This window comes from Streptomyces sp. NPDC033174, from assembly GCF_055577795.1.
In genome coordinates this window covers 32,467-55,004 of record NZ_JBVIPQ010000016.1, presented here as the reverse complement: position 1 = coordinate 55,004, position 22,538 = coordinate 32,467, and the positions used below count along the sequence as shown (strand labels likewise).

Sequence of the window (22,538 nt, the reverse complement as noted above, 5' to 3'; positions counted from 1 at the left end):
CCCCCTCGACGTGCAGAATGCTAGCGGCTTCAGCTCTGCCGCCCGTGGGAATGAGACGTGCCACACCCGTGCCAGATCGTGCGGGGAGCCACGGGAAACACCGGGCACCAGCCCGACAAGCGATCGGACGCCGGCAGCGCTCCCGCCCAGGTCAGCCGAGCAACCGCCCGTGGCGCTCCGGCTCCTTCGTCGAGCGGTTCGCCGCCCGTACGACGGCGATGCGGCGTTGGGGAATCCGACCTCGCCAGGCTTGAGGGAGGAGACGCACCCATCTCCCCGACGGGCGGCTCCTGATCGCCCGCATCGACTCCACCGTCCCCGAGCAACGCAGCTCCTGCAGCGCGCACTCCGCACCGCCGACAGCACCTTCACCACAAGGGGCCGCTAGATGGAGACTCCGCACCGATGCCGACCGCCGCCCTCCGATCACCCCGGCACCCTCGCCCTCAAGGCCCCCGCCTCTACGACACCGCCGTCTGGCAGCAGGTCGCCACCCACTGGGTCACGACCACCCTCGGAACCACACTGCAGACAGCGACCGAAGCGACTGAACCCCAGGAGGAGCGGCGTCGGCAGACGCATGGGCCCACGGGCCCAATTCGCAACCATTAACGGCGACTTACCGCACTGGCCTGCGGGGCCTCACGCCGTAGCCGAAGCCGAAACCGCGCTGACCCCCGCATCCGTGAGCATGTACAGCATGCTGTCGGCGACCAGGGGGACTCCATCCGCACCCGGCTCGCCCTTCACGCGCCATAGTGCCGCTCCCGTACGGGCGTTGTAGGCCCACAACTCCGAGGTGTGGGCCACCAATACGGACTGACTGTTCGGCAACGCCGGTGCGGAGGTGCAGCCGTTGGACGGCGTACGCCACAGTTGCCTGCCATCGGATGCGGTTCTTGCGGTGACGTAGCCGCCGGGCTCCTTCTCCACGTCGGAGAAGGGGTTCTGGAAGCCGGAGTCGACGGAGTGCGCGCCCCGGTAACCGTCACTCGTAGCCAGGAAGATGGCGGACCCGCCCGACGCGGCCTCGGGAGTCACCGGCGAATCGACCGTGGCGCGCCAGCGCCGGTCGCCCGTCGCGGCGTCGTAGGAGTACACGGCCCCGGTCCCGCCCTCGCAGGCGTAGACCGTACGCCCGTCGGCGGAGAGGGTGATCCGCGCACCCGAGCCCTCTGCGCTCTCCTTCGGAGGCGCGGGAGACCTCCAGCGCCGCTCCCCGGTGGAAAGGTCGTACGCGGCCAGTTCATTGGCCTTCCCCGACCCGGTCGCGTACATCAGCTTCGTATCCGTCGCCAGCACCACGCTGTCCTGCTTCGGCAGTGACCAGCGCTCGTGCCCCGTATCCGCGTCGAGTGCGACGATCCGTTCGCCGCCCCGGGTCTCCGCGATCACCTGTCCGCGGGAGGGGTCTCCGAGCAGGAGCCGGTTCCCCTCGGTCCGCCACTTGATGCGCCCCGTGCCCGTAGCCAGCCCGCACAGCACACCCTCGACCAGGGTGCGGGTGGAACCGGCCTCGTCCGCCGTCTTCTCCGTCGACATCAGCACGCACACCGTGGAGCCGATCACCACAGGCGCGGCGGGGGAACCGCCGCCCAGCGGCCCACTCGCCCAGCGCCGGCTGCCGTCGCCGTCCGCGAAGGCGTTGACGTGCCCGCCCCTGGCCGCGGCATAGACGGTTCCGTCGGCGACGGTGACAGGCCCGAGCACCGCGTCCCCCTGCTTGCCGCCGGTCACCTCGGCCACCCACCGCACGCGTCCGCTCCCGGCGTTCACCGCGTGCACGGACATTGGGCCGTCCGAGGTGACGTAGAGAGAGCCGCCCGCAGTGCTCAGCCAAGTCACTCCGGCGGCAGCCCCCTTCATCGGGTACGTCCAGGCGGGCTGGCGCTCGGGCGGCGCCGCAATGCCCGCGTCCTCCTCGCCGCCGAAGACCTTCCACGCCGCAAAGGCCCCGACGCCCACGACCCCGGCCCCGAGCACTGCTCGGCGGCCGACGTGCCGCCTCTGTCGTCCGGCGTGACCCCGTGCGTTCATTGCTTCACCTTTCGCGTCCAGCTGCTTCCGGGCTTCCCCTCGCGGCCGACGGAGACCGGATCGCACCACGATCGACTGAGACAGCGTGAGCGGCCCCGAGGAAGCGAGAGGCACAAGATGTACGGCACGCGCAGCAACCAGGCCGTGCCGCCAGCACATCACATGCACGTACGGGGCAGGGCCGTGTCGAGGTAGTCCTTGCCCGGCTTGAACAGCCCGTACGGCACGTACTGCGGGATTTGTTCCTCGGCGACCCACGCGAGCTCCGTCAGCTCCTCGGTGTCCGCGACATGGGCGGTGCCGCCCACCACCTCGCAGGCCGCGTACGACACCAGCCGGCCCGTCTTCGGGTGGACTTGACGCTCAGGGGCGGTTGGTTGGTGTTTGGGGTGGTGGCTGACCTGGTGGGCTGCTGGTTGGTTGAGAAGGCGATGGTCCTTTCCGCGGCCCACGGCTTCGTGATCGTCCGACGAGCGGCTGGCCCCGTACGAGCAGCGCATGGGCGAGCCCGGCGCCGTTCGGCCCGACAAGCTGCGCGACCAGGCCGGCCGCCTCGGACTCCACCACGTCGCCGAGCTCGTCGCCCTCGGCGGCCGCGCCTACGTCGATCCCGTCGCCGCCCTCCGGCCGGACGGGCACCTTCTGTGCGGCCCCGGCCAACTAGAACGCCCAGGGGCCAAGTACAGCGCTCAGTCACATGTCTGTGTAGCCGAAGCAAGCTTGTTGGCACTGGGGCAGGCTTGTTGTCACCGACTGGGCGGCTGCGCAGTCGGTGCGACGTTTCCGTGACCGGCTACACCTGATCTTGGCGGTTGAGACCACCTGCGTGCCACACGACGCTAGCGTTTGTTCCATGATCGTATGGCTCAACGGCACCCACGGCGCAGGCAAGACGACGACCAGTGCACTCGTGCAGCAGCTGATCCCGGATTCGCGGGTGTTCGATGCCGAAAAGGTCGGTGAGACGCTCATGGACATCAAGCCGGGGCTGCCCTGGACGGGCAACTTCCAGGACTGGTCGCCCTGGCGGCCGCTCGTGGTCGAGACCGCCCGCCACGTACTCGATTACACCGGTGGCACTCTGGTGATGCCCATGACTGTCCTGGTCGAGCAGTACTGGCGCGAGATCAGCTCGGGCCTCGCCCAGCATGCGATTCCGGTACGGCACTTCGTTCTCCATGCTGACCAGGAAACCCTCCGCGGGCGTATCGAGGGGGACACGGACCTTGGTCCTTCCCCGTTCCGTCTCGCATACCTCGAGCCCTACGCCGAGGCGGCCCGCACGTGGCTGCACGGTGAGGCCGAGGTCGTCGACACCACGCACCTCACGCCCGCCCAGGCCGCCCTGCAGATCGCGGAGGCCGTCAAGAGCTGAGGTCCGCCGTCGATCATCGCTACTGGTGACACAAGGGCTGCTGTATGAGCATTTGTGACAAGCGGCGTGCCTCACTGGTGACAACCAGGCTGTTTCGGCCGGTCCCATTCGCCATGTCATCCGGCTCTGCCGGTGACAACTACTGAGCTTCGGCTCATCTGCGACCGCCGCGCCCCGTGTTCGGCGGCACCGACATCCCGTGGTTTTCTGGGCCTCGGTCCGGCGAGGTGTGGTCAGCCCAGGACAGCGCTTGGTTGCGCGGTGGCGTCCCGGGCGTTCAGCGGCGGCTTCTCAGCTCTCGCCGAGGGCACGGTTGAGGGCGTCCCTCACGACAGCGGCTGCTTCCAGCCTGGCGTCTGTTTCCTGACTACTGCCCTGGTGAGGTGTCAGCTTGTCGATCTCTGCCTGGGCAAAGTCCCGCCCAGCCTGGACGTTCGACGCATAGAGCGTACGGTCGCCAGCCAGTCCAGCCAGTCCAGCCAGTCCAGCCAGTCCAGCCAGTCCAGCCAGTCCCAGCCGCACCGCCCCGGGCCGCCCCTTTCGCTGGCGCGTTGACCTGCTTCTCCAGCTCACGGAGCACCCTCATCCGCTCCTCATTGTCCTCGCGCGTGCCCACTGTGGGCCTCCTTTCGCGTTGCGAACGTTTCAATGAGGTGTGGGCACTTATACGGGCTGGGCATCGCATCCGCAGCGCGCTGACTTATCGCTCGCATGGCCGCTCGCGTGCACCTCGACGGTCTTGGCGGGCGCCACCGGGCCACTCCGGGTCCCATCGGCTGACGATGCCTGGCACTCTCGTGTGCGCCACGATGTCCCGCACCGCACCCGTGTGCACCATTCGGCGATGCACAGCTCGCGCGCACCCGGTGCGCCGCACGCGATGCATCGGACCGTAGCTGGGCAGACCACCTGCCGCTCGACCTTCCGGGCTGCCTCGTGCACCCGACTTGATCGGGCACAAGATGTCGGGTCCGGCATGGTAGGCGCTGCCTAGCGTGGTGGTCATCAAGAGGAAGGAGACCGGGCATGCTGGAGCGGCTGAACCAGGCTATGGAGCACATCGAGCGCCATCTCGACCAGGACATCGAGGTGGAAGAGCTGGCACGCATCGCGGCCACCTCGGAGTACCACCTGCGCCGGATGTTCTCCGCGCTCGCGGGCATACCGCTGTCGGAGTACGTCCGGCGCCGTCGGCTCACCCTCGCGGGCGCCGAAGTACTCGTGGGGCGTGAGACGCTGCTGGAGATCGCGGTGCGTTATGGCTACAGCTCCGGCGAGGCGTTCGCGCGGGCGTTCCGTGCCATGCACGGCATCGGACCGGGCGACGCCCGGCGTACCGGTGCCGAGCTCAGCTCCCAGTCCCGGATGGCCTTCCGCCTCACCATTGAAGGGAGTAGCAGTATGCGATACCGCATTGTGGACAAGGCGGACTTCACCGTCGTCGGGCTCAAGACCCGGGTACCGCTGGTGCATGCGGGGCCGAACCAGGCGATCATGGACTTTGTCCGCAGGATCGACCCGGAGACCCTGGAGCGCCTGGAGAAGCTGTCCGACCAGGAGCCGCACGGCATCGTCGCGGTCTGCGACGACCTGGACCCCAGCCGCGCCGAGGGCACCGAACTCGACTATCACCACGGCGTGATCACCTCCGTGGCCGCTCCCGAGGGCACGACCACGTTGGCCGTCCCGGCCGGCACCTGGGCGGTCTTCACCACCTCCGGGCCGGCGCCGCAGGCCATCCAGGAGCTGTGGCGGGACGTCTTCACCGAGTGGTTCCCGTCGAACCCGTACCGCAGCCGCACCGGTCCTGAGATCCTTCGCACCCGCCTGTCGCCGGACAAGACCGAGGCCGACGCCGAACTGTGGCTCCCGGTGGAGCCCGAGCACGGCTGAACAAAGCAGGAAGCCCCCCGGGCAGGCGTGTGTAAGCGCTTCGGTTGGCCGCCTTTCGGGCCAACCGAAGCGCTCAGTCACAGTTGGGGTCACGTTCGCAGACCGCGCCCCTGCGGGGACCCGGTCTGCTGCTGTGGGCGTGTGAGGGCGGAGGCGGTGACCGCGTCGGACGTGTGCGGGCTGCAAGGTGGGTGACGCGTTGAAGTTCGCGGCCGCCCGGAAGGGCCGGCAGGCGGAGTACGTCGACTGTGGCCGTCAGATCCGCACGGCATGGCGCACGACAAGGCCACCCACGCGGTGACGCATCCGGCCATGGCGGTCCCGATGGTGAGATCTCGTTCGCGATCGTCACCAAGGTCTGGGTTCCGCCCGCCTGACAGTGTCGCGACCTGTGCCGCGAACGATTCCAACGTCGTGCCTCTCACCCCAGCTCACACCAGCCGCCGGGATGCCTCCCGGTATGCCGACCCCGCTCTCCCATCCCCAGTGGAGTCAGCGGCATACCTCGGGCGTAGAAGGTGCTCACCTGATGGGCGGAGGGAGCTCGGTCCAGCAGGTGATGTCGCGCCGCTGCGGTCGATGCGACGGTCGGTGCATGGTCGGTGCGACAGGGACGACGAGGGCGCCGTGGCGCATGTGGGGGCAGCGGTGGCGGCGTTGGGTGGGCCGGGCCTCGATGGTGTGGGCGGTGGTGTACGCCGGCTTCGGCCTGGCATGCGCGCTGAGCGGGACGCCGCTGCTCTACCTGGGCAGCGAGCCAGGACCCTCGGCGCTGGGCTGGGGGGTCGCGGGGGTGGGGGCACTGGCGGCCCTGGCCTGTGGCGCGGTGGCGCGGTACGGATTGCGGCCGGAGTTGCGGGTGTTGCTGTGGGTGGTCTGCGTGCTGGTCGTGATCGCGGCATTCGGCCTGTTGATGGACGTCATCACACTGGTATTCGGTCAGGGAGTGGACAGCGGGGTGGCCGCTGCGAACCACGCGCTGGCGGCGGCCGGGGCCCTGCTGCTCGCGGCCACTGCCCGGTCTGTCCGCCGCCCGCCCGCCGCGCCCGTCGTCCAGGCCCCTTCCGCCGCCTCCGGGGCGGTCCAGCTCGCCGCCTGCGCCGGTACGGTGGCTTTCCTGCCGTACGCGGCAATGAAGCTCATCTGGGCGTTCGGTGGCACCTTCGCCGGGATGACCGGTGAGGACATGCGCGCGATCTCCAAGCGCAACGGTGCGTCAGGAATCTGGCTCACCCTGGAGTCCTGGGGTCTGGACGGAACCGTGCTGCTGGCCGCGCTCGGCACCTTCCTGCTGTGGGGTCTGGTCCGGCCGTGGGGCCAGGTCTTCCCGCGCTGGACGCTGTGGCTGCGTGGCCGGCGCGTCCCCCGCTGGCTCCCTCTGGCCCCGGCCTTGACCGGCGCGGCGACGCTGGCTCCGTACGGGATGTTCGGCGTCGGCTACGCGGCGCTGGCCACGGCCGGCGTGGTGACGATGCGGCGAGGCGACTTCCACTCCTCGAGCGATGCACTGTTGGTCGCCTGGATCGGTATGGCTGCGTTCGCCGTCTACGGAGTCGCACTGATTGTCGCTGCCCGCTCGTACTGGCTCCGGACCCATTCCACCCGTCTGACGCGCCTTGACGCGCCTTGACGTGGAGTGACCGCTCGCGGCTGGTCAACTCCCCACCAGTTGGCTGCCCATGGGAGTTTCGCGCGCACGGCGGCGATGTCCGCCGCGCAGCGCACCCCGTGCCCCGTCGTCGTCCGCATCGGGCCGCCGCCGTGTCGTTGCGCCTGGGCAAGGAACTGGAGGGCCTCGTGTGCCCCGTTCCCTTTGTATGATCTTTCTCTGGTGTGACGGGGGAGGGTGGACAGTGGCGGGAAGCGGTGAGCGCCGCCGGAGGAAGAACGCGGACGGCGAGGAGGGCGAGGGCTGCTGTGCGACCACGCTCGACACGCTGACGCACCCGTGCTGTTGCGGCGGCGTGTGGACGCAGGCGGCCCTGCTGCTTGCCATTCTGAGCCCCTCGCTCACGTCTGCCGGCCACGGCGCGGACCCTGCTGCGCCCCCTCCGGGCGGACGGGTGGCCGCCGTGATGTACCGGTCCGTACGCCACTACCGTGTTGTGGTCAGCCCGACCCGGCCGGCGTGCTGCCCGTACACCCCGAGCTGCTCCACCTACGCGGTGCAGGCGCTCCACCGCCACGGCGCCCTCCGCGGCGGCCGGCTGATCCTGGGGCGCCTGCTTCGCTGCCGGCCAGGTGCGGCCCGCCGCCGGGGCTTTCGCGACCCGGTGCCGCCGGGCTGCGGCTGACCGCCCGCACTGCCGCCGCCCCGGCGCCTGCCGTGCCCTGGGGGCCGGCGCTGTCCGGGCCTGCCCGCTCGCGGCCAGCCGCGCGGCTGGTGGCGGCCGGGGACGCCGACGGCGGGCGGGCAGGAGTCGCCGGCTCTCGTGCGAGACCCGTCAATCCCTGACTGCGGGCGTGGAGTTGGCAGAATGATGGCCATGACCGCAAACCGAAGGACCGATGCCGCGTAGGCGGCCTGGCGCCGTGCGCGCCCAGCAACATGGTCCTCGCATTGGGAGGACCCGCCGCCGAGCCGGATCCACGGGCTCTCTGCCCGTACCAGCCTGGCGGTACATCGAGCGGAGCGCCTGTCGGGCGACTATTACGCCTTCCCGGGTGCCACGGCCGGCGCGCTGCGGCGCTACCAGTTCTTGCAACCGCCGGGGCGGCGCCCTTGTATCCCCAGGACGCCCACTGCTCGTGCAGGGGCTGTTCTCGTCCGGTGGGTGTTCGGGCCGCGGGCGGTCAGCCAGGCTGTCGGGGGTGAAGGTTTCCTGGCCGGTCGCTGCTTGCGACTGGTTGTTCAGACGAGCGCCGGTTCGGGAGCGGGCAGGTAGGGGGTGATGTTGCGCCAGGCGCGCTCGATGTATTCCTCCTTCTCGCCGACCGGGGCGACATAGTGCAGCGCGCTTTCGGCGGCGTCGTTGCCCTCGAGGCGGGCGATGATCCAGGCGGCGAGGTAGTGCGAGGCCAGGCAGCCGCCGGCGGTGGCGAGGTTGTCCTTGGCGTAGAAGGGCTGGTTGAGCACCTCAACGCCGGCGGCGACGACCCAGGGCTTCGTGATCAGGTCGGTGCAGGCGGGGACGTCGTTGAGCAGGCCGAGCTTGGCCAACACGAGCGCGCCGGAGCACTGCGCCGCGATGAGTTGGCGCGAGGGGTCCAGTCCGCGCAGGACCTTCATGATCGCCGGGTCTTCGACGACCTCGCGGGTAGCAATGCCACTGCCAACGATGACGGCGTCAGCGGCGCACGCCTCCTCAAGAGTCGACATCTGTTCGATGGTGACCCCGTTCATGGACGTCACCTTGGGGCTTGGGGTGGCGATGGTGACGCGCCAGCCGTCGGTCTTGATGCGGTTGAGCACACCGAGCGCGATCAGAGAGTCGAGCTCGTTGTAGCCCTCGAAGGTGAGGATGGCGATGTGCACGGCGGCTGTCCTTCCGGATGAGTGGGTCTTGACGGTAAGGACTCGCGAACATGACAGTCAAAGAATTGTCATGGATACAATTCGGCGCATGGCAGCCTCGCGGTACAAACAGCTGGTCGACGCGTTCGCATCCGACATCCGGACGGGGCGGCTCGCCGCAGGTGTGCGGTTGCCGACACATCGCGGGCTTGCCGCCCGCGAGGGCATCGCCGTGGTGACCGCAACTCGGGTGTACGCCGAGCTGGATGCGATGGGCCTGGTGAGCCGGGAACAGGGCCGCGGCACGTTCGTGCGTGACATTCAGGTGCCCGCTGGTCACGGCATCGATCAGCAGGTTGTCGCCAGGGATGCGGTCGACCTCAACTTCAACTATCCGTCGCTGCCCGGCCAGACTGATCTCCTGCGGCAGGCCCTGCGGGAGTTGGCCACCTCTGGTGATCTCGACTCGCTGCTGCGCTACCAACCGCATCGAGGGCGTCCCCAGGACAGAGCCTCGATCGCACGGCACCTGAGGTGTCGTGGAATCACCACGGACGCGGATCAGATCCTCATCGCCAACGGTGCCCAGCACGGCCTGGCCATCACCGTCATGGCCGCGCTCAACGCCGGCGACGTCGTCGCGGTCGACGCACTCACCTATCCGGGTTTCAAGGTGCTCGCGCATGCCTTTCATCTCGACCTGGAGCCCATACCCACAACCACCAACGGGCCGAATCTTGATGCTTTGGAGAAGCTGTGCGCGAGCCGCCCTGTGCGCGCGATCTACACCATGCCCACCTTGCACAACCCTCTGGGCTGGGTCATGCCGGCAACTGACCGCATCCGCCTGATCGAGATCGCTCGACAGCACGGTCCGCTCATCATCGAAGACGCCTCGTACGCCTACCTGGTCGAGGACCCTCCGCCGCCTCTGGCTGCAACCGCCCCGGACATCACCGTCTACGTCTCGGGACTCTCCAAGAGCATCGCCACCGGCCTCCGGGTCGGCCTCGTCGTCGCCCCGCCGTCCATGGTGCCGTCGCTCGAACGCGCGATCCGGGCGACTACCTGGAACACCCCGGCCCTCACCACCGCGGTCGCCTGCCGCTGGCTTGAAGACGGCACGGTGGACCACTTGGAAGCGCAGAAGCGAGACGACGCCAAGGCCCGCCAAGCACTCGCCAGACAAGAGCTGGCAGGCCTACCACTCATCAGCCACCCCTCGTCCTACTTCACATGGCTGCCGCTGCCCGACGACGCACGCGCCGATCGCCTGACCGCCACCCTCGCGCGTCAGCACATTTCGGTATCCACGGCGGAGCCGTTCACCACCTCGATGCACACACCACAGGCGCTCCGCCTCGCTCTGGGCTCGACCGACCTGGACCGGCTCCAGTCGGCGCTGCGTACAGTGCGACGAGTCACAATCGAGGACGCCTACGCCTGAACTCCTCTCGACCAGCCGACAGGCGCCGTCACCGGCCCGTCTGGAGAACCCGCGTCAGCGCGGTGACGACGGCGGCGCGCGGGAGGATGGCCCGGGGCATGGTCCGCCGAACAGAGTCGAAACACGGGGTGTGCTCTGAAGGGCCCCATGCCCCGCCTCCGGCGGTCCAGATCCGGCTGTGCAAATCCCTTCCGCGCAGCACCTGCACCCGCCACGGCTCTCGGCGAGCCAGCCGACGGGGCGGCCGTGCCCCCGCCCCCGCACGCCCTTGCCGGGTGCCGCTGACCCTTCTAGGCCACGTCGAACGCATGTGGCCTCAGCCTTGCCGGTCTGGACGTCGATGTGCCTCCGGTTCCTGGTGCGACAGTGACTGTCGGCTCCTCGTCAATGGCGATCATCGTGGACCCCGGGGACGACCCGGCGGTCAGCGGGGTGGAACGACGGCTGCGGCACCGGCCCCGGGGCCGTCTCGATGGCGGGCCGTTGTCGGTGGCGGATGCTCTATGTTCTTCGTCAAGCGTGTGGGCGGCTTCTGCCCGGGGTTCGATCTTCTCTGTGGGGCATGAGAGTGTCTGGTCGTGCCAGAGATGACGAGTGGGTTGGAGGAAGCCTTGGCTGAGGCGGCGTCTCCTTGGTGGGCGCGACGTGTTCGTGCCGGGCGCGACCTTGCTTCCTTCGCTGATGTTCCTGAGGCTGCGGAAACGCTGGTGGGACTGCTGCTGGACGTCGAGGACACGGCGGTGACCCGGCAGACGGCAGAGGCCCTGGCCCGGGTGGGGACGGTGGCCGCCACAAGGCTTATCGCTCTCGCGATTGCCGAGGCTGACGACAACCAGGCCGACTGGCTGCAGACCGGGGTGCATGACGCGCTCGTGGGACTGGGCGGTGTGCCGGACCTCGCAGCGGCCTGCGGGACGCTCGCCCGGGATCCGGAAGAGGCTGTCCGTCGGGGGGCCGCGGATATCTCGGCATGGGCAGACGACACAAGGTGTTGATCTGCATCGACCTGCCTGTGGGCTGGTTCATGCAGCCGTTGCCCGGGGGACGCGGGGTTCGAAGTTCAAAGAAGCGCGCATCAAACGCCCTTCAGAACACGATCAAGTGCCGCCCGGCCTGCAGTCCCCAGTTCGGCTTGCCGCCGGGAAGACCCCGATCTCCGTTCTGCCCCATGAGCATCAGGAAGAGGCTCTTCATCGCGGCCAAGCCGCGGGCGCGCCGGATCGCCGTCGTCTGCATGCACGTACATGTCGAGAACCGTGAGGCCGTCCCCGTGGGTAGCAGCACCCATGCTGCGGCGAGGTCCCACGCCGGATCGCCGGCGAACATGGCACTGAAGTCGACGATGCCCGAGAGCGTTCCGTCCGAGACGACGACGTTCGCGGGATGGAGTCGCCATGCACCCATACCGGCGGGCCCCTCCCACGCCTGGGCCGCAACCGCGTCGTCCCAGACGGCCCGGACGTCGGCAGCGATGTCGTCGGGGGCAACGGCCTGGAAGAAGTTCTCGAAGCCGTCCGTGCAGTCCCTGGGATGGGCACCGCGGTCCGTAGCGATCGGCGTTTCGGCGGGCGCCACCAGTTGGAGCGCCCAGAGAAAGCCCGCCCGCGTATCGGCGCTTGGGCGCCGCGGCTGATCGAGCCGTGGTCCAGCGGCTCGCCGGGAACCACGTCGTCACGGTCCAGTGCTTGAGAAAGTGCTCGGACAGTTCGCCGAACCGCACTGGAGTCGGCACAGGGAGCGGAAGGAGCGGAGCCAGCATGGTAGCCACCGACGCTCCTTGAGCTGGAGCTCCGGGGTGGGGTCCATGCGCTGCATGCGCACGGTCAACTCGTCCCGAGACGCCACATTCGGAGCGGCTCGCGCTCTCCAGAACATCTCGCTGTGATGCCTCTGGCATCACCGAGTCGGTTTCATGAGCTACAGATCAGAGGCCTTGGGACGGACCGGCCTCAAAGTTCAGAAAAGTGACCAGGCCAAAGCTGATGGCGCTGGACCAGATCGGACGAGGCATGCAGCCCTCCAGGAACCCCCTGAGCGGATGATGACCAGAGTAGGACGGCCATTGCGGGGCGGCAGCTCCGCTGAGCAATCAAGAAGCCCCCGTCCATCGTCCCGTCGCTGTCCATCCGAGCTGTACATGGGCGCCGGCATCACTCAGGTGAACCCCACCTGACCCGAGCGCCGCGCGCAGGAGGGCCGTTTCCACGGTAAACGGCCCTCCTACGTTGGTTCAGCGCTGGTGCGGAGGTGAGTTTTCCTGCAGGATCGCCGAAACAGTGAAGAACTTCACGCGCGGATTCGTTAATGCCCCACTCCGCTGCGGGACTTCGACGTGGGGTTACCGCCACATGGTGCCGAGCCATGGATACAACAGCAGCATGATTGCAAACACGGTCGCTCGAGGAAAGCAGAGCTTCGGCTTCTACTATACGAACCTGACCCAGTGCCCCCGATGGCGTTCAAGGTGGTTTTCAATAATGGCCCGCTTGGTGGAAGCGGCGTACGCCCGCAAGGGATTATCACTGCCTACTACCAGCCGGGGCACATTGGATCGGCGGCCCTGCGGCAAAATGAGGCGGCCTGCTAGAGTAGATCCATGAAGGACGAGAGCGGCACATCCGACGGGCTTAGTAGAATGCTCTCAGGGAAGTTCGGTGACCCGGGAGGGGTCGTATTCGAGATTTCCCGAGCCGCTCTCGCGCCAGAGGGTGACGGAGTTCGCCTCGTGGCCATAGTTGACGTAGCTCCAACTGGAATGCGCGAACAGCAGTGGAGTCTCACGCTGCACTTTCCGGTAGAAGATTCTTCCGCTTCGCTGCCCGACGCGTCGCCAGATGCGCACAGCTGGTTCGCATTGATGGTGAAAACCAATATCGTCGAATGGTGGCACACAAGGGTCGTCGGGCCGAACATGCCGCTAGCGCCTCGGCAACTCGAATAATTGCGTGAGGCTGTAATTCGTGAGAGTTCAAGAGCCTTTCTCCCCCGGCTGCCCGTCGGGAACGCTGGTGTCTGCCTTTTGAACAGTGAAAGCTCCTGACCGACGGGGAGCCTGTTCGCGCGCTCTTGCCCAGGCCGGAGCCGTGCGGGGTGCCGTGGCGGGCGATCTTTGGTGTGACCCCAAGGGCCGGGATGAGACGGCGGTATTTGTCGTAGTCGTAGCTGCGGTCGGCGAACAGCCGCCGGGGCCGGTGGCGTGGCGGGGTCGGTGTCCGTGTGCCGAGGGGAAATCGAATTGAATTCGCGCATACCAACGCGTTCGATCGGAACTCTCTGAAGTCGGTGCTGGCGGACGCGCGCTACTCCGCGCCGTCGGACGCCGCTGTCCTGGCTGTCCTGACTCATCCCCGCTGTCCCATTAGATCTCTGGTGCAACGAGGTCCCCGCCTTGCCGTTCGCGGACAAGCTCCGGATGGCCCGTGAATTGGAGCGGCACCTGGTGGCCTTCGTGGAGGTCTCCGGCGTCAAGTCTCTGACGCGTGTGTCAGAACACCGCTACACCCTCGTCCACTTCGACGACCGAGCATCACACGGCGCCCGCTCCGGCCTCGGCCTGAAGATGACCGACGCCTGGACAGGAAAGCACCGTGACACCGACACCCTCTCCGGAGGCGAATCCAGCGCCTTCCTCTTCACTCGGGCTCGGCCAGGCAGGGACACACTCACGACTCGGGACGGCACTGGATCTCCTATCCGGCCCTCTATCGGTTCGGGTTGCGGAAGAGCGCGAGCGTCTTCGTGAGGGTTTTCAGCGGTGAGGTGTCCTGCTGGGCCGCAGTGGGCGTGGGCGTCCGGGACGCGTCATTGCCGCTGGTTGCCTCGGCGAGTGCGGCGAGGGCCGACTCGGCCGCTTCACGGTACAGGTCACAGGATGCGGTCATGGCCTCGAGCGCCTTGGCGTACCTGGTGACCATGGCCCGTGCGTGGACAAGCTCCTCGTCCGGGGTGAGCAGGTGCCAGGCTTGGCGCAGTCGTGTGAGGACCTGTTCGGCGTCGGCCGGCAGCGGTCGCGGCAGTGAGGCGAATTCCGCGATCGTCTGGAGGAGTTCGGTTGGTTCCGTGCCGTTCAGGAAGACATCGCGTACGGTGAAGCGCTCCGCGTCGTAGCCCGGGACCTGCGGCGTCGGGGGCAGGACGACGGCCCCGCCGCGCGGTAGCCCCACGCCCAGCTCACGCTTCATCGCGAAGTCGGCGATCAGCGCCTGCTCCGGCGTGGCCCGGTGCTCGACCACCCGGTGCCGCAGGCTCGGTGGCAGGAACGCGGTGATCGGCTGCCGCCCCCGCGCGTCCGGCGTCATCGCCTCGTGCACGACGACATGGATCAACCAGCTCTGCTGGGTGCAGCCCCGCAGCAGACGCCGCAACTCGCCGTCGTCCTTCGGCAGGTGGTTCGTCGTCCGCAGACGCACGCCCGGCACCCTCTCATGATCCCAGGCGACCTGGTCGCTGTCGGGCCAGAACACGGTGGCGGGTGAGGGCCAGCTCGCTTCCCACGCCCGCTCTGCCTCGGCGGCGAGCACCCAGGTGACGCCCTCGCTCTCGATGCGGCGGGACTCCGGCTCGCACGTGGTCAGTTGAGCGCGCACTGTGACACCGTCGGCCACGCGCCAGCGGGCCTCGAAGAGCCGGCGGGCGGACGGGCCGGCGTCGGCGGATTCGTCCCGAGGGAACAGATCGGTCGAGCGGGCCGCCTCGATCGGGTCGAGGTCCAGGAAATCGTCGATCACTCCGGCAGCCCTGAGGGCGGTCAGGTTGCGCCGGACGTCCCGCTCGGCATCGGGCCCGAGGTGACGCCCACGCCCGAGCCACACGGTGTCGGGGACAGTGGTCGATGAAGAGCTGCTCTTAGCCATGGAACCGTCCAGTGGGTGATCAGGGCTCGACCAGTATGGTCCGCGGCCCGAGCGGTGGAGTCCATCAGGCCGTAATGGCCCGGTCGGGCACGCTTCCTGGCGGCGGCGGACCACCCGGGTTCAGCAGATGAGGGCAGGCGACCGAAGCGCGCGGGATAACCCGTCGCCCGATGACTCCCTCACCAGGCAAGATGCCACCATGAAGGACCTGCCTCACGGCCTGCCGCCAGCAAGCTCGCGGAAGTGGCACAGTCGCCGATGGTGGGACCAACTGGGATATCTGCGGGTGCGATCATTGGCGAACCCGAACTGGCCCCGAGACATACCGCGGCTGGTCAAGTGGTTCCGGCGCGAGCGTTCAACCGCGCTCCCAGAAGACGTCGCCCTCTACGACCAGGCCATCAACGCAGCTCAGGACTATGCGCGAAGGCCCGCCGACTCGGCGGAAGCTGAACGCGCATGGGACCGCGTGCTCGAACCGATCGACGAGTTGCTCACACGGCGGCAGGCGCGACACCTGGACAACGTTCGTCGGGCTCAATCCGGCCAAGACGATCTCAGTACCTGATGCTGTCGCCAGCCTTCAGCGACGGAACGACGAGGTTTTCCGCCACGACCGAGATCCGGCGAAAGGGCCGCTCACAGAGATCCAAAATGGAGTTACTTCCCACATTCAGATCCTGCTCCTGACGCCCCTGAGCGGTGTCAGAGCTGACCTACCACTGGAGTCGGTTGTCACTGACGCAGCCAGCAGCACAAGGCCCGGGGTCACGACCTCCCAGGACCTCCTTGTGTACTTCGCTGACCATCAATTCCAACAACTGGCCGGGCGGCGGCGTCACGCCCATGCCATGCCGAGCCCTCGTAGCGCGTCGAGCTGCTCCGCCGTGAGTTTGTCGCGGCGGGTCTTGGTGTTGGAGACCCATGCGCCGAGCTTCACGACGACCGGCTCCATCTCGTCGACGACCGCGAAATCATCGTTACCGCCGGCCTGGCCGGACGCGGACACCTTCGTGACACAGATGCCCAGCTGGTTCCGCCTGGACCGTACGGCGCGGTGGACCGTGAGCGGATGCCATCGAACCTTGAGTGACCAACTGCAGGCGCCGGTACTCCATCGAGGGGCTTGCCTAAGCATTCCCATACGGCGCCGGTGGGCCGGGGACATCTGTCGCATGGCTACATCGTTCGAGCGACTGGCAGGCATTCTTGCCCTTACTCTCGCCGCCCTTCTCGCGCCCACCGCTCCCGGCGCTCGTTGGGCTTCCCCACTCTCAAGCCGAAGCGGGTCCCTGGGGCCCCCTTCGGAGTGCACTTGGGAACCCCCTTTGGTGCCCGACACCCGGAGCCGGGAAAAGTCCCTGGTCAGGCTGGGAATCGGCGCGAATTCCGCACCGTCACAGCCCTTTTCTCTCCTCCTGATGTCCGTATGGGAGGAGAGCAGCGGGATTCCGGGGGGCCGGACCGCCCTCCCAGGCCGGGCGCGGCCAGCAGCGGCGGCCGGCTGAGCGGGCGGTCGCGAGCGGCGAGGGAGCGGGCCTGGTGGCGGGGAAGCGGATCACGAATCCGGCCGGGTCATAGTGAGCTTCCGGCATACCGACAAGACGACCCCGTCTGAGCAGAGACGGCCCGCACCGCCTCGCACGCCGGAGCGCTCCGGCCGATGACTGACCGGTAGACCCTCGGCATGCCGCTGTTCGATCTCGGCAGCCTTTCGGGCGGCGGTCCGCGCATTTTTCAGCCAGATGCCCACCCGGTAGCCCTGGTAGGTGGCGTCGAGCGGGGCTCAGAGGTGCCCGTTCTCCTCGGCCCATTCGTGGGCGGCGGTCAGGCCTTGTTCCCAGGCGAGGTCGAAGTGGGACCAGATCATGCCGAGCTTCTCCAGCTGGGCGACGCGGTCGGCGTCCATGTTGCCGCGGGTGTAGAAGCGGCGGGCATCGGCGGTCCATCGCCCGAGTGGGAAGGCGGCGAGCGAGGCCGGCCACCCCTTGCCTTCGGCTTTGGCTTCGGCCTCGTGCCCGGCCGGGACGCGGTACTTGAAGCACCCGCAGGTCGCCGTGCTCGCGGGGGTGGATGACGGCGGCCTCGACCCCGCACCGCCAGGGCTTGCGCTCCGGGCTGAGGACCCGCAGGTTGATGAACGCCGCGAGCGCGGCCGGGTCGCGGGGCGTGGAGTACTTCAGCAGGGCCCTGCGGGGGCTCACGCCGCCCCCGGAGCGGGGCCGGGCCCGCTCGCGCTCTTCCCGCTCTTGTCTTTGGCTACGGGCTTGTGCGGCTTTGGGCCTGCTGCTCGGCGAGCTGCTCGATGACGCGTGTGTCGTGCGCCCGCGAGGCTTCCAAGGGCTTGGCGAGTTCGCCGTACGCCCGGCTGGTGAGCATGTTGTTGGCTGTCTCGCCGGGCCCGAGCAGGACCGGCACCACGAGGGAGGCCGTCTTTCCCTCGCCGCGCTGCATGCGCAGTGCCCGCCCCACGGCCTGGACCAGGTCGGGCATGGAGCCGTGGACGTCGGCGAAGTCGACGTGCGTCGTTCGTAGGTGTCAGCCGGGTGCTCTCCAGGCCTTGGTGCAGGGCCCATGAGCCGTTCGAACATGTCGGCTCGCACGGGCGCCGACAGCGTTTCAACGAGGATGGATAGCGCGCGAATGGCGGCGGAGCGCCGGTCGGCCATGCCGTTGAGGTCTTCGGCCCACAGCGGCAGGTGCGCTGCGGCCCGCCGCCGGGGCTTTCACGACCCGGTGGCGACGGGCCGCGCACCCCGCACCCTGCACGTCCGGATCACCCGCGCGCTGTCCACGGCACGCGGGGAGTCTGCGGGGTGATGGGCGCTCGCCCTTTATCAGCCACGCGGGCGGCTCGGGCGGAGGCCGCCGACGTGCTGCGAGCGCCGCCCTTCGGTGGTGATCGTCGTTGCTGAGAGCGTGATGAAGCGGTACATCCTTGCCACTGCCGCCCTGGCTGTCGGCGCGACCCTCATTGCCGCTGTGCCAGCCCACGCTGGAGTCGTTGACGGCACTATGAACAGCCTTCACGTCCTCGACAACATCTCGCTGCTGAACACGGTCCTCAATAGCGACGCGCAGAATTCCCAGAACAACAACGCCAACACGCGCGCCGACGGCCACAAGAACAGCTCCACAGGCTGGCACGAGTAAGACGTCCTGCACCTCTGCTCCCCGTCCGGCCTCCCCGGTGGCACAGCCAGTCGGATGGCCGGACGGCGTGGCCGAAGGATCTGTGTCGTTGCACGGCCGGGGACGACGCCCGCTGCCGGCTCTCGGGGGCGAGTACGTGCGCTGAACCCGAAAGTGCGCTTCAGCCGGTGCGGAATGTCGCTCGTACACGGTCTTCCACGGACCGGAACGCGCAGGCGGATCCGTCGTACGAGTCGGTTCACGCCGCGACACGCCTGTGCTGGTGTCAATGATCATTATCAGTTTCTGATTGTCGTAGTTTCCGGTTGTTTGCTGTTTCTTCCCGGGAATGTTGAGGCTTGTTCTGCCATGCCTGACAGATGGAACCGGACGTGTGTGGTGCGTGACTTTCGCATGTGCACACGGAGGGTCTGCGCTGCTTTCGCGGTCGTGGCGTTGCTCGGTGTGTGTTCTGCCGGCGGCACGTCCCACCGGGGGCGTCTGCCGTCGACGCGAGCGGGTGCGCCGGCTCCCGGGCCGGCGGCGGTGGTGCGCGGGAGGGTGGAGGGGGCTGTGCCGCGGGTGTTGAGGCCGGCCGGGCCCGGTGGGGGGCCGCGGTCGGCGGTGGTGGCGGGGGGCGGGGGGCTGGATGCGGCTCTGGTGCGGGTGCTGGGGCCGCTCGAGCCGGGTGGTGAGGTGCGGCTGGGGGTGGCTGTGTTTGATCTGGACGGTGCGGATCAGCGGATCGGGGCCTACGGGCGGGATGCGACGTTCGAGACGGCGAGCATCGTCAAGGTGGGCATCCTTGCGGCGCTGCTGCTCCAGGCGCAGGACGAGGGCCGCGCCCTGACGGCGGGGGAGCGGCGGGATGCCGGGGCGATGATCCGGGCGAGTGACAACGATGCGGCGAATGTCCTGTGGCGGGCGATCGGCGGGGCGGAAGGGCTGGATGCGGCGAGCGAGCGGCTGGGGCTTTCCTCGACACGGGGCGGCCCAGGCATCAGGTGGGGTCTGACCCGGACCACGGCGGCGGATCAGGTCGCGTTGTTGCGCGCGGTCTTCGCCCGGGGGCCGGTGGCTTCCATCCGCTCCCGTGAGGGGCTCAGCCAGGCGTCGCGTGCCTATATCCGGGACTTGATGGGCGAGATCGCGCAGGGTCAGGACTGGGGGGTGTCCGCGGCCGGTTCCCGGGGCTCCCGGTGGGCTTTGAAGAACGGCTGGCTGCAGCGGAGCACCACTGGCCTGTGGGTCATCAACAGTGTCGGCCAGGTGGTGGTGGACGGGCGCCGGTATCTCATCTCGGTCCTCAGCGGCGGCAACACATCGATGGAGAGCGGGATCTCGCTGGTCGAACGCGCGGCGCGAGCCGCCCTCGGCGCGGCCGGCGCACATGTCCGTCCCCATCCGCAGTGAGCCCTGCGGCGCGGCGCGGGGACTGTTGCCTGCCTGCCTGCCTGGCTGCCTGCCTGCCGTGTCCGTCGTCCGTCCGGGGGACTGTTCTTTCTCTTCCTGCCCAGGGGTCTGTGCGGCCAAAGTGTCGTGTGGGTGCGGCAGTTGTGCCCTGGCCCTGGCCGTGGCCTGCTTTGCCCTGAGGCGTGCTCCCGCCGCAGGGTCCCGCGGCGGGGTGACTGTCCGGAGGCGTGGCCGATGCTGTGAAGGAGCGCCGGCCTGCGAGGGGTGTCACACGCGCTCGCGGGGGTGGGGGCTCTGCTCTGCGGTCTCCGGATGCGTGGGGGCGCACCCCTTTTGCGGGCCTCCGCCCCTGGCCGGCCCGGCGGACGCCCGCGCAGGCGGGGGCCGGAGAGACACCCGCGTACATGGTGAGCCACCGAAAGCTCGGGGCGTCGCGCTCCACGCGTGCTCATGCGCATGCGTGCTCGTGCGCGTCGCGCCGGGCATGCCCCGGGCACCCGCGCCGGCACGCCGCGCCGGGCCGGGCATGCCCAGGCCGGGCGCGGGCGTGTCGTACGGGCCGGGAGACGGGCGCACCCTGTCGTAGGCGTCTGGCGCCGGCCGGGAAGGGTGTGGCCCCGGGCGCCGGAGAGGGGGTGGGGCGGGGGTTCGCAGGGGCGGCTGCCGCCTGGCGCGGACCGGAGGGGGCGTCAATGACGTGGCGGGCCGGGCGCTTGGTGGGAAACCGGCGCTCGTGCTGTGGGAAAACCGGCGCTCTTGTCTTTGGGGAATCCGGTGCTCTTGCTGCTGCACCGGGGCGGGCCGCAGGCGAGGGCTGCTGAACGGGGCCGGCCCCGGGGTGGTCGGCACGGCCGGTGCTCGTGGTGCTCGTGGTGCTCGTGGTGGTTGGTGGTCGGCGGGAGCGGTCCGCGCTGGTGGCGGGCAGGGGCGTGCCCCAGCGGTGGGAGGTGGTGCTGGTGGCGGGTGTGGCCGGGTCCCGGCGGCGTTCGGGCGGGGACTGTTTTGGGGCTGTCGCTCGTTGTCGGGTCGAGCTTCTTCTCTCTTCGAGCGGCCTGCGGCCGGAGTCGTTCGCGTCCTTGTGCGAGCCGTGGGTGCTGGTGAGGCCGGCCCGGGCCCGGTGAGGTGCGTGTTGGTTCTTGACATTAGGTCAGAAGATGCTCCTGAGGGGGTGTCAATGACTGACACGCGTCCGCGTTGTTCCGGCGGGGTGAAGGCGGCCGGTTCATTCACCGCTCTGGTCTAAGCCGCTTTTCAAGCTTCCTGAATCTGCAGCGATTTGACGGTCTTTCAGGAAAGTGGGGAATGTTCCGGGACGTCTTTGTGTGCGTCCGGTTGGCCGCTGCGCGTCACACGTTAGTGATCTTCGGGATGCCGCCGGAAATTTCTCTCAGTAAGTTCGTGCACAGATCGGCAGATCAGCCGATTTACCTGCAAGAAGGAGAACTGAAATGCAGACTCGTACTGTCGCTCTGATCGCTGCGTCTGTCGCGGCCGCGGCCGTGACCGTCACCGGCGTGACCTACGCCTCCGCCTCCTCGCCCGAGGCCGCGCCGTCCGTCCGGGATGTCGCCCGGTCCGCGTCGGCTCCTCTGGGTGGCGACAGCGACTGGAACGACGAGCACAAGAAGGACGGCCACAAGAAGGACGGCTACGACAAGGACGGCTACGGCAAGGACCACGACAAGGACGGCTACGGCAAGGACCGCCGCGGGAACCGTCACGACGACGACATCCAGATCAACGAGCGCACGTACTCGGACGACCCGGGCGCGTGTGTCGCCGTGGTCCGCACCGGCCCCAGCTTCAACATCACCAACAACAGCGACGAGACCGTCCAGTTCTTCTCCGGCCCCGACTGCGACGCCGGCGCTCCGCTCGCCACGGTCGGCCCTGACGGCAGCAGCTTCGGCATCATCGGCACGCCCACGAGCAGCTTCCGCGTCATCGACTAAGAAGGCCGCGGCCGCCACCGGCCCCGAAGAAAGTCACCGCGGGATGTGACAGCCCCGCCCATGCTGGAACCCCGGCCCGCCGTAATCGGGCCGGGGCTCCGGCGCAGGGTGCTTCCCTTTTCGGGGAAACACCCGGCTGGGCTCGTTTTCATACTATGCGCCCGCCCGGTGGTGATCGCAAAGGGACGCGGGCATTCGGCTGATTGGCCGCTCGTAAGGTCTTATCGCCGCCGATACGGCGCGTCGCATCGGATAAGTGCGATTGGCTGACGTCACTGTGGATCACTACCGGACGAGTGCGGGAGTGGCATGGGAGTGCTGTTGACGTTGGTCAGAGGACTGAACAGTCCTGCCGGTGCGCCTGATGGTGCACCGCATTTCGACGGCGCGGCTTTGCGCCGGCTCGACGCCGCCGCCGCACGTGCTCGTTACTGGGTGAAAAGAACCCCGGAAGAAGCGGTACATCTGCTGCACAGGGCCCGCCTGTATCACATTGCCGCGGCCGTGCTCAGTATCGTCACAGGGCTGCTGGCCGGGCCGCTCATCGCCGACGGTTCCCGCCTCACCGCCCAGGTCGTGGTGTCCACGGTGTCCTGCCTCGCGGCGCTGGCCGTCGCCGTGCCCTACGCGACCGGCCTGCACGACCGCACCGAGGAATCGATCAAGCTCTGCGGGGTGTACGGGGCGATCTACGGTGAACTGCTGCGCGCACGAGGCCAGCTGGGCCCGCAAGCCATCACGCAACCGCGTGTCACGGAACTCATGCAGCGGTTCGACGACGTCAACACACGCAAGGACGCCCTCAAACTCGCCGCACCGGCCCCGGACTCCGGCCAGGCGTCCGATGAGCATTCCGGGCCTGGCCGGTGAGCGGCGCTGCAGGAGTGGTCCAGGCGCGGCGAGTGCCGCGGCACAAGGTCCTGGCGGGTGTGCAGTGGCCCGGAGACGCTCCGCCTCTTCCGCACCTTCGCGGGCCTTCCCG

Annotated in this window: 18 protein-coding genes and 2 pseudogenes; 11 read left to right on the top strand and 9 right to left on the bottom strand. The window is 68.5% G+C overall.

Annotated features, from left to right (window positions below):
• Window positions 1-642 precede the first annotated feature (642 nt).
• Window positions 643-2,037 carry an outer membrane protein assembly factor BamB family protein gene (locus ACZ5VC_RS32560; RefSeq protein ID WP_469123563.1) on the bottom strand — a complete coding sequence of 465 codons (1,395 nt, stop codon included), beginning with the start codon at window positions 2,035-2,037 and terminating at the stop codon, window positions 643-645.
• A gap of 158 nt (window positions 2,038-2,195) precedes the next feature.
• Window positions 2,196-2,396 (bottom strand): annotated as a pseudogene (locus tag ACZ5VC_RS32555) (NUDIX hydrolase); the annotation flags it as partial.
• A 494-nt stretch (window positions 2,397-2,890) separates the two neighbouring features.
• Between ACZ5VC_RS32555 and ACZ5VC_RS32550 the strand changes: the two are divergent.
• The 4 genes from ACZ5VC_RS32550 to yidD all read left to right on the top strand — a co-directional run bounded on the left by ACZ5VC_RS32550 (window position 2,891) and on the right by yidD (window position 7,599).
• Window positions 2,891-3,412 (top strand): P-loop nucleotide/nucleoside kinase family protein, encoded by a 522-nt coding sequence (locus tag ACZ5VC_RS32550; RefSeq protein WP_469123562.1) that lies wholly within the window; start codon window positions 2,891-2,893, stop codon window positions 3,410-3,412.
• 1,026 nt (window positions 3,413-4,438) lie between these two features.
• Window positions 4,439-5,305 (top strand): AraC family transcriptional regulator, encoded by an 867-nt coding sequence (locus ACZ5VC_RS32545; RefSeq protein WP_469123561.1) that lies wholly within the window; start codon window positions 4,439-4,441, stop codon window positions 5,303-5,305.
• A gap of 595 nt (window positions 5,306-5,900) precedes the next feature.
• The gene (locus tag ACZ5VC_RS32540) at window positions 5,901-6,935 is read left to right on the top strand and encodes a hypothetical protein (RefSeq protein WP_469123560.1); all 1,035 of its coding nucleotides are present in this window, start codon (window positions 5,901-5,903) and stop codon (window positions 6,933-6,935) included.
• A gap of 49 nt (window positions 6,936-6,984) precedes the next feature.
• The gene (yidD, locus tag ACZ5VC_RS32535; protein ID WP_469123559.1) at window positions 6,985-7,599 is read left to right on the top strand and encodes a membrane protein insertion efficiency factor YidD; all 615 of its coding nucleotides are present in this window, start codon (window positions 6,985-6,987) and stop codon (window positions 7,597-7,599) included.
• 557 nt (window positions 7,600-8,156) lie between these two features.
• Here the strand turns inward: yidD and ACZ5VC_RS32530 are convergent.
• Entirely contained in the window at window positions 8,157-8,780 is a 624-nt protein-coding gene (locus ACZ5VC_RS32530) for a DJ-1/PfpI family protein (protein ID WP_469123558.1), read from the bottom strand.
• An 88-nt stretch (window positions 8,781-8,868) separates the two neighbouring features.
• On the opposite strand from ACZ5VC_RS32530, the gene ACZ5VC_RS32525 reads away from it, so the two are divergent.
• Both ACZ5VC_RS32525 and ACZ5VC_RS32520 read left to right on the top strand, forming a co-directional pair.
• Complete coding sequence (locus ACZ5VC_RS32525; protein WP_469123557.1) at window positions 8,869-10,206, top strand: aminotransferase-like domain-containing protein; 1,338 nt, start codon at window positions 8,869-8,871, stop codon at window positions 10,204-10,206.
• A gap of 587 nt (window positions 10,207-10,793) precedes the next feature.
• Window positions 10,794-11,201 (top strand): HEAT repeat domain-containing protein, encoded by a 408-nt coding sequence (locus ACZ5VC_RS32520; protein ID WP_469123611.1) that lies wholly within the window; start codon window positions 10,794-10,796, stop codon window positions 11,199-11,201.
• Between the two features lie 80 nt (window positions 11,202-11,281).
• Here the strand turns inward: ACZ5VC_RS32520 and ACZ5VC_RS32515 are convergent.
• The 3 genes and pseudogenes from ACZ5VC_RS32515 to ACZ5VC_RS32505 all read right to left on the bottom strand — a co-directional run.
• Window positions 11,282-12,056: pseudogene (locus ACZ5VC_RS32515) on the bottom strand (phosphotransferase); the annotation flags it as partial.
• A 791-nt stretch (window positions 12,057-12,847) separates the two neighbouring features.
• Window positions 12,848-12,994, bottom strand: coding sequence for a hypothetical protein (locus ACZ5VC_RS32510; protein ID WP_469123556.1), 147 nt, complete (start codon window positions 12,992-12,994; stop codon window positions 12,848-12,850).
• Between the two features lie 913 nt (window positions 12,995-13,907).
• A complete protein-coding gene (locus ACZ5VC_RS32505; RefSeq protein ID WP_469123555.1) occupies window positions 13,908-15,059 on the bottom strand; it encodes a hypothetical protein in 1,152 nt (383 codons plus the stop codon).
• Window positions 15,060-15,258: 199 nt separating this feature from the next.
• Here ACZ5VC_RS32505 and ACZ5VC_RS32500 point away from each other — a divergent pair, with 199 nt between their 5' ends.
• The gene (locus ACZ5VC_RS32500) at window positions 15,259-15,627 is read left to right on the top strand and encodes a hypothetical protein (RefSeq protein WP_469123554.1); all 369 of its coding nucleotides are present in this window, start codon (window positions 15,259-15,261) and stop codon (window positions 15,625-15,627) included.
• 270 nt (window positions 15,628-15,897) lie between these two features.
• Here the strand turns inward: ACZ5VC_RS32500 and ACZ5VC_RS32495 are convergent, their stop codons facing one another.
• From ACZ5VC_RS32495 to ACZ5VC_RS32485, 3 genes are all read right to left on the bottom strand, one after another.
• Window positions 15,898-16,068, bottom strand: coding sequence for a helicase associated domain-containing protein (locus tag ACZ5VC_RS32495; RefSeq protein ID WP_469123553.1), 171 nt, complete (start codon window positions 16,066-16,068; stop codon window positions 15,898-15,900).
• 777 nt (window positions 16,069-16,845) lie between these two features.
• Window positions 16,846-16,968: a hypothetical protein gene (locus ACZ5VC_RS32490; RefSeq protein WP_469123552.1), complete on the bottom strand. Its 123-nt coding sequence runs from the start codon at window positions 16,966-16,968 to the stop codon at window positions 16,846-16,848.
• 350 nt (window positions 16,969-17,318) lie between these two features.
• On the bottom strand, window positions 17,319-17,552 hold the full coding sequence (locus ACZ5VC_RS32485; protein ID WP_469123551.1) for a hypothetical protein: 234 nt from the start codon (window positions 17,550-17,552) through the stop codon (window positions 17,319-17,321).
• Between the two features lie 522 nt (window positions 17,553-18,074).
• Here ACZ5VC_RS32485 and ACZ5VC_RS32480 point away from each other — a divergent pair.
• The 4 genes from ACZ5VC_RS32480 (at window position 18,075) to ACZ5VC_RS32465 (ending at window position 22,426) form a co-directional block, all read left to right on the top strand.
• Window positions 18,075-18,212 (top strand): hypothetical protein, encoded by a 138-nt coding sequence (locus ACZ5VC_RS32480; protein ID WP_469123550.1) that lies wholly within the window; start codon window positions 18,075-18,077, stop codon window positions 18,210-18,212.
• A 639-nt stretch (window positions 18,213-18,851) separates the two neighbouring features.
• Window positions 18,852-19,604 carry a serine hydrolase gene (locus ACZ5VC_RS32475; protein WP_469123549.1) on the top strand — a complete coding sequence of 251 codons (753 nt, stop codon included), beginning with the start codon at window positions 18,852-18,854 and terminating at the stop codon, window positions 19,602-19,604.
• 1,448 nt (window positions 19,605-21,052) lie between these two features.
• Window positions 21,053-21,556, top strand: coding sequence for a hypothetical protein (locus ACZ5VC_RS32470; protein ID WP_469123548.1), 504 nt, complete (start codon window positions 21,053-21,055; stop codon window positions 21,554-21,556).
• A gap of 309 nt (window positions 21,557-21,865) precedes the next feature.
• Entirely contained in the window at window positions 21,866-22,426 is a 561-nt protein-coding gene (locus tag ACZ5VC_RS32465) for a hypothetical protein (RefSeq protein ID WP_469123547.1), read from the top strand.
• The last annotated feature ends 112 nt before the right edge of the window (window positions 22,427-22,538 follow it).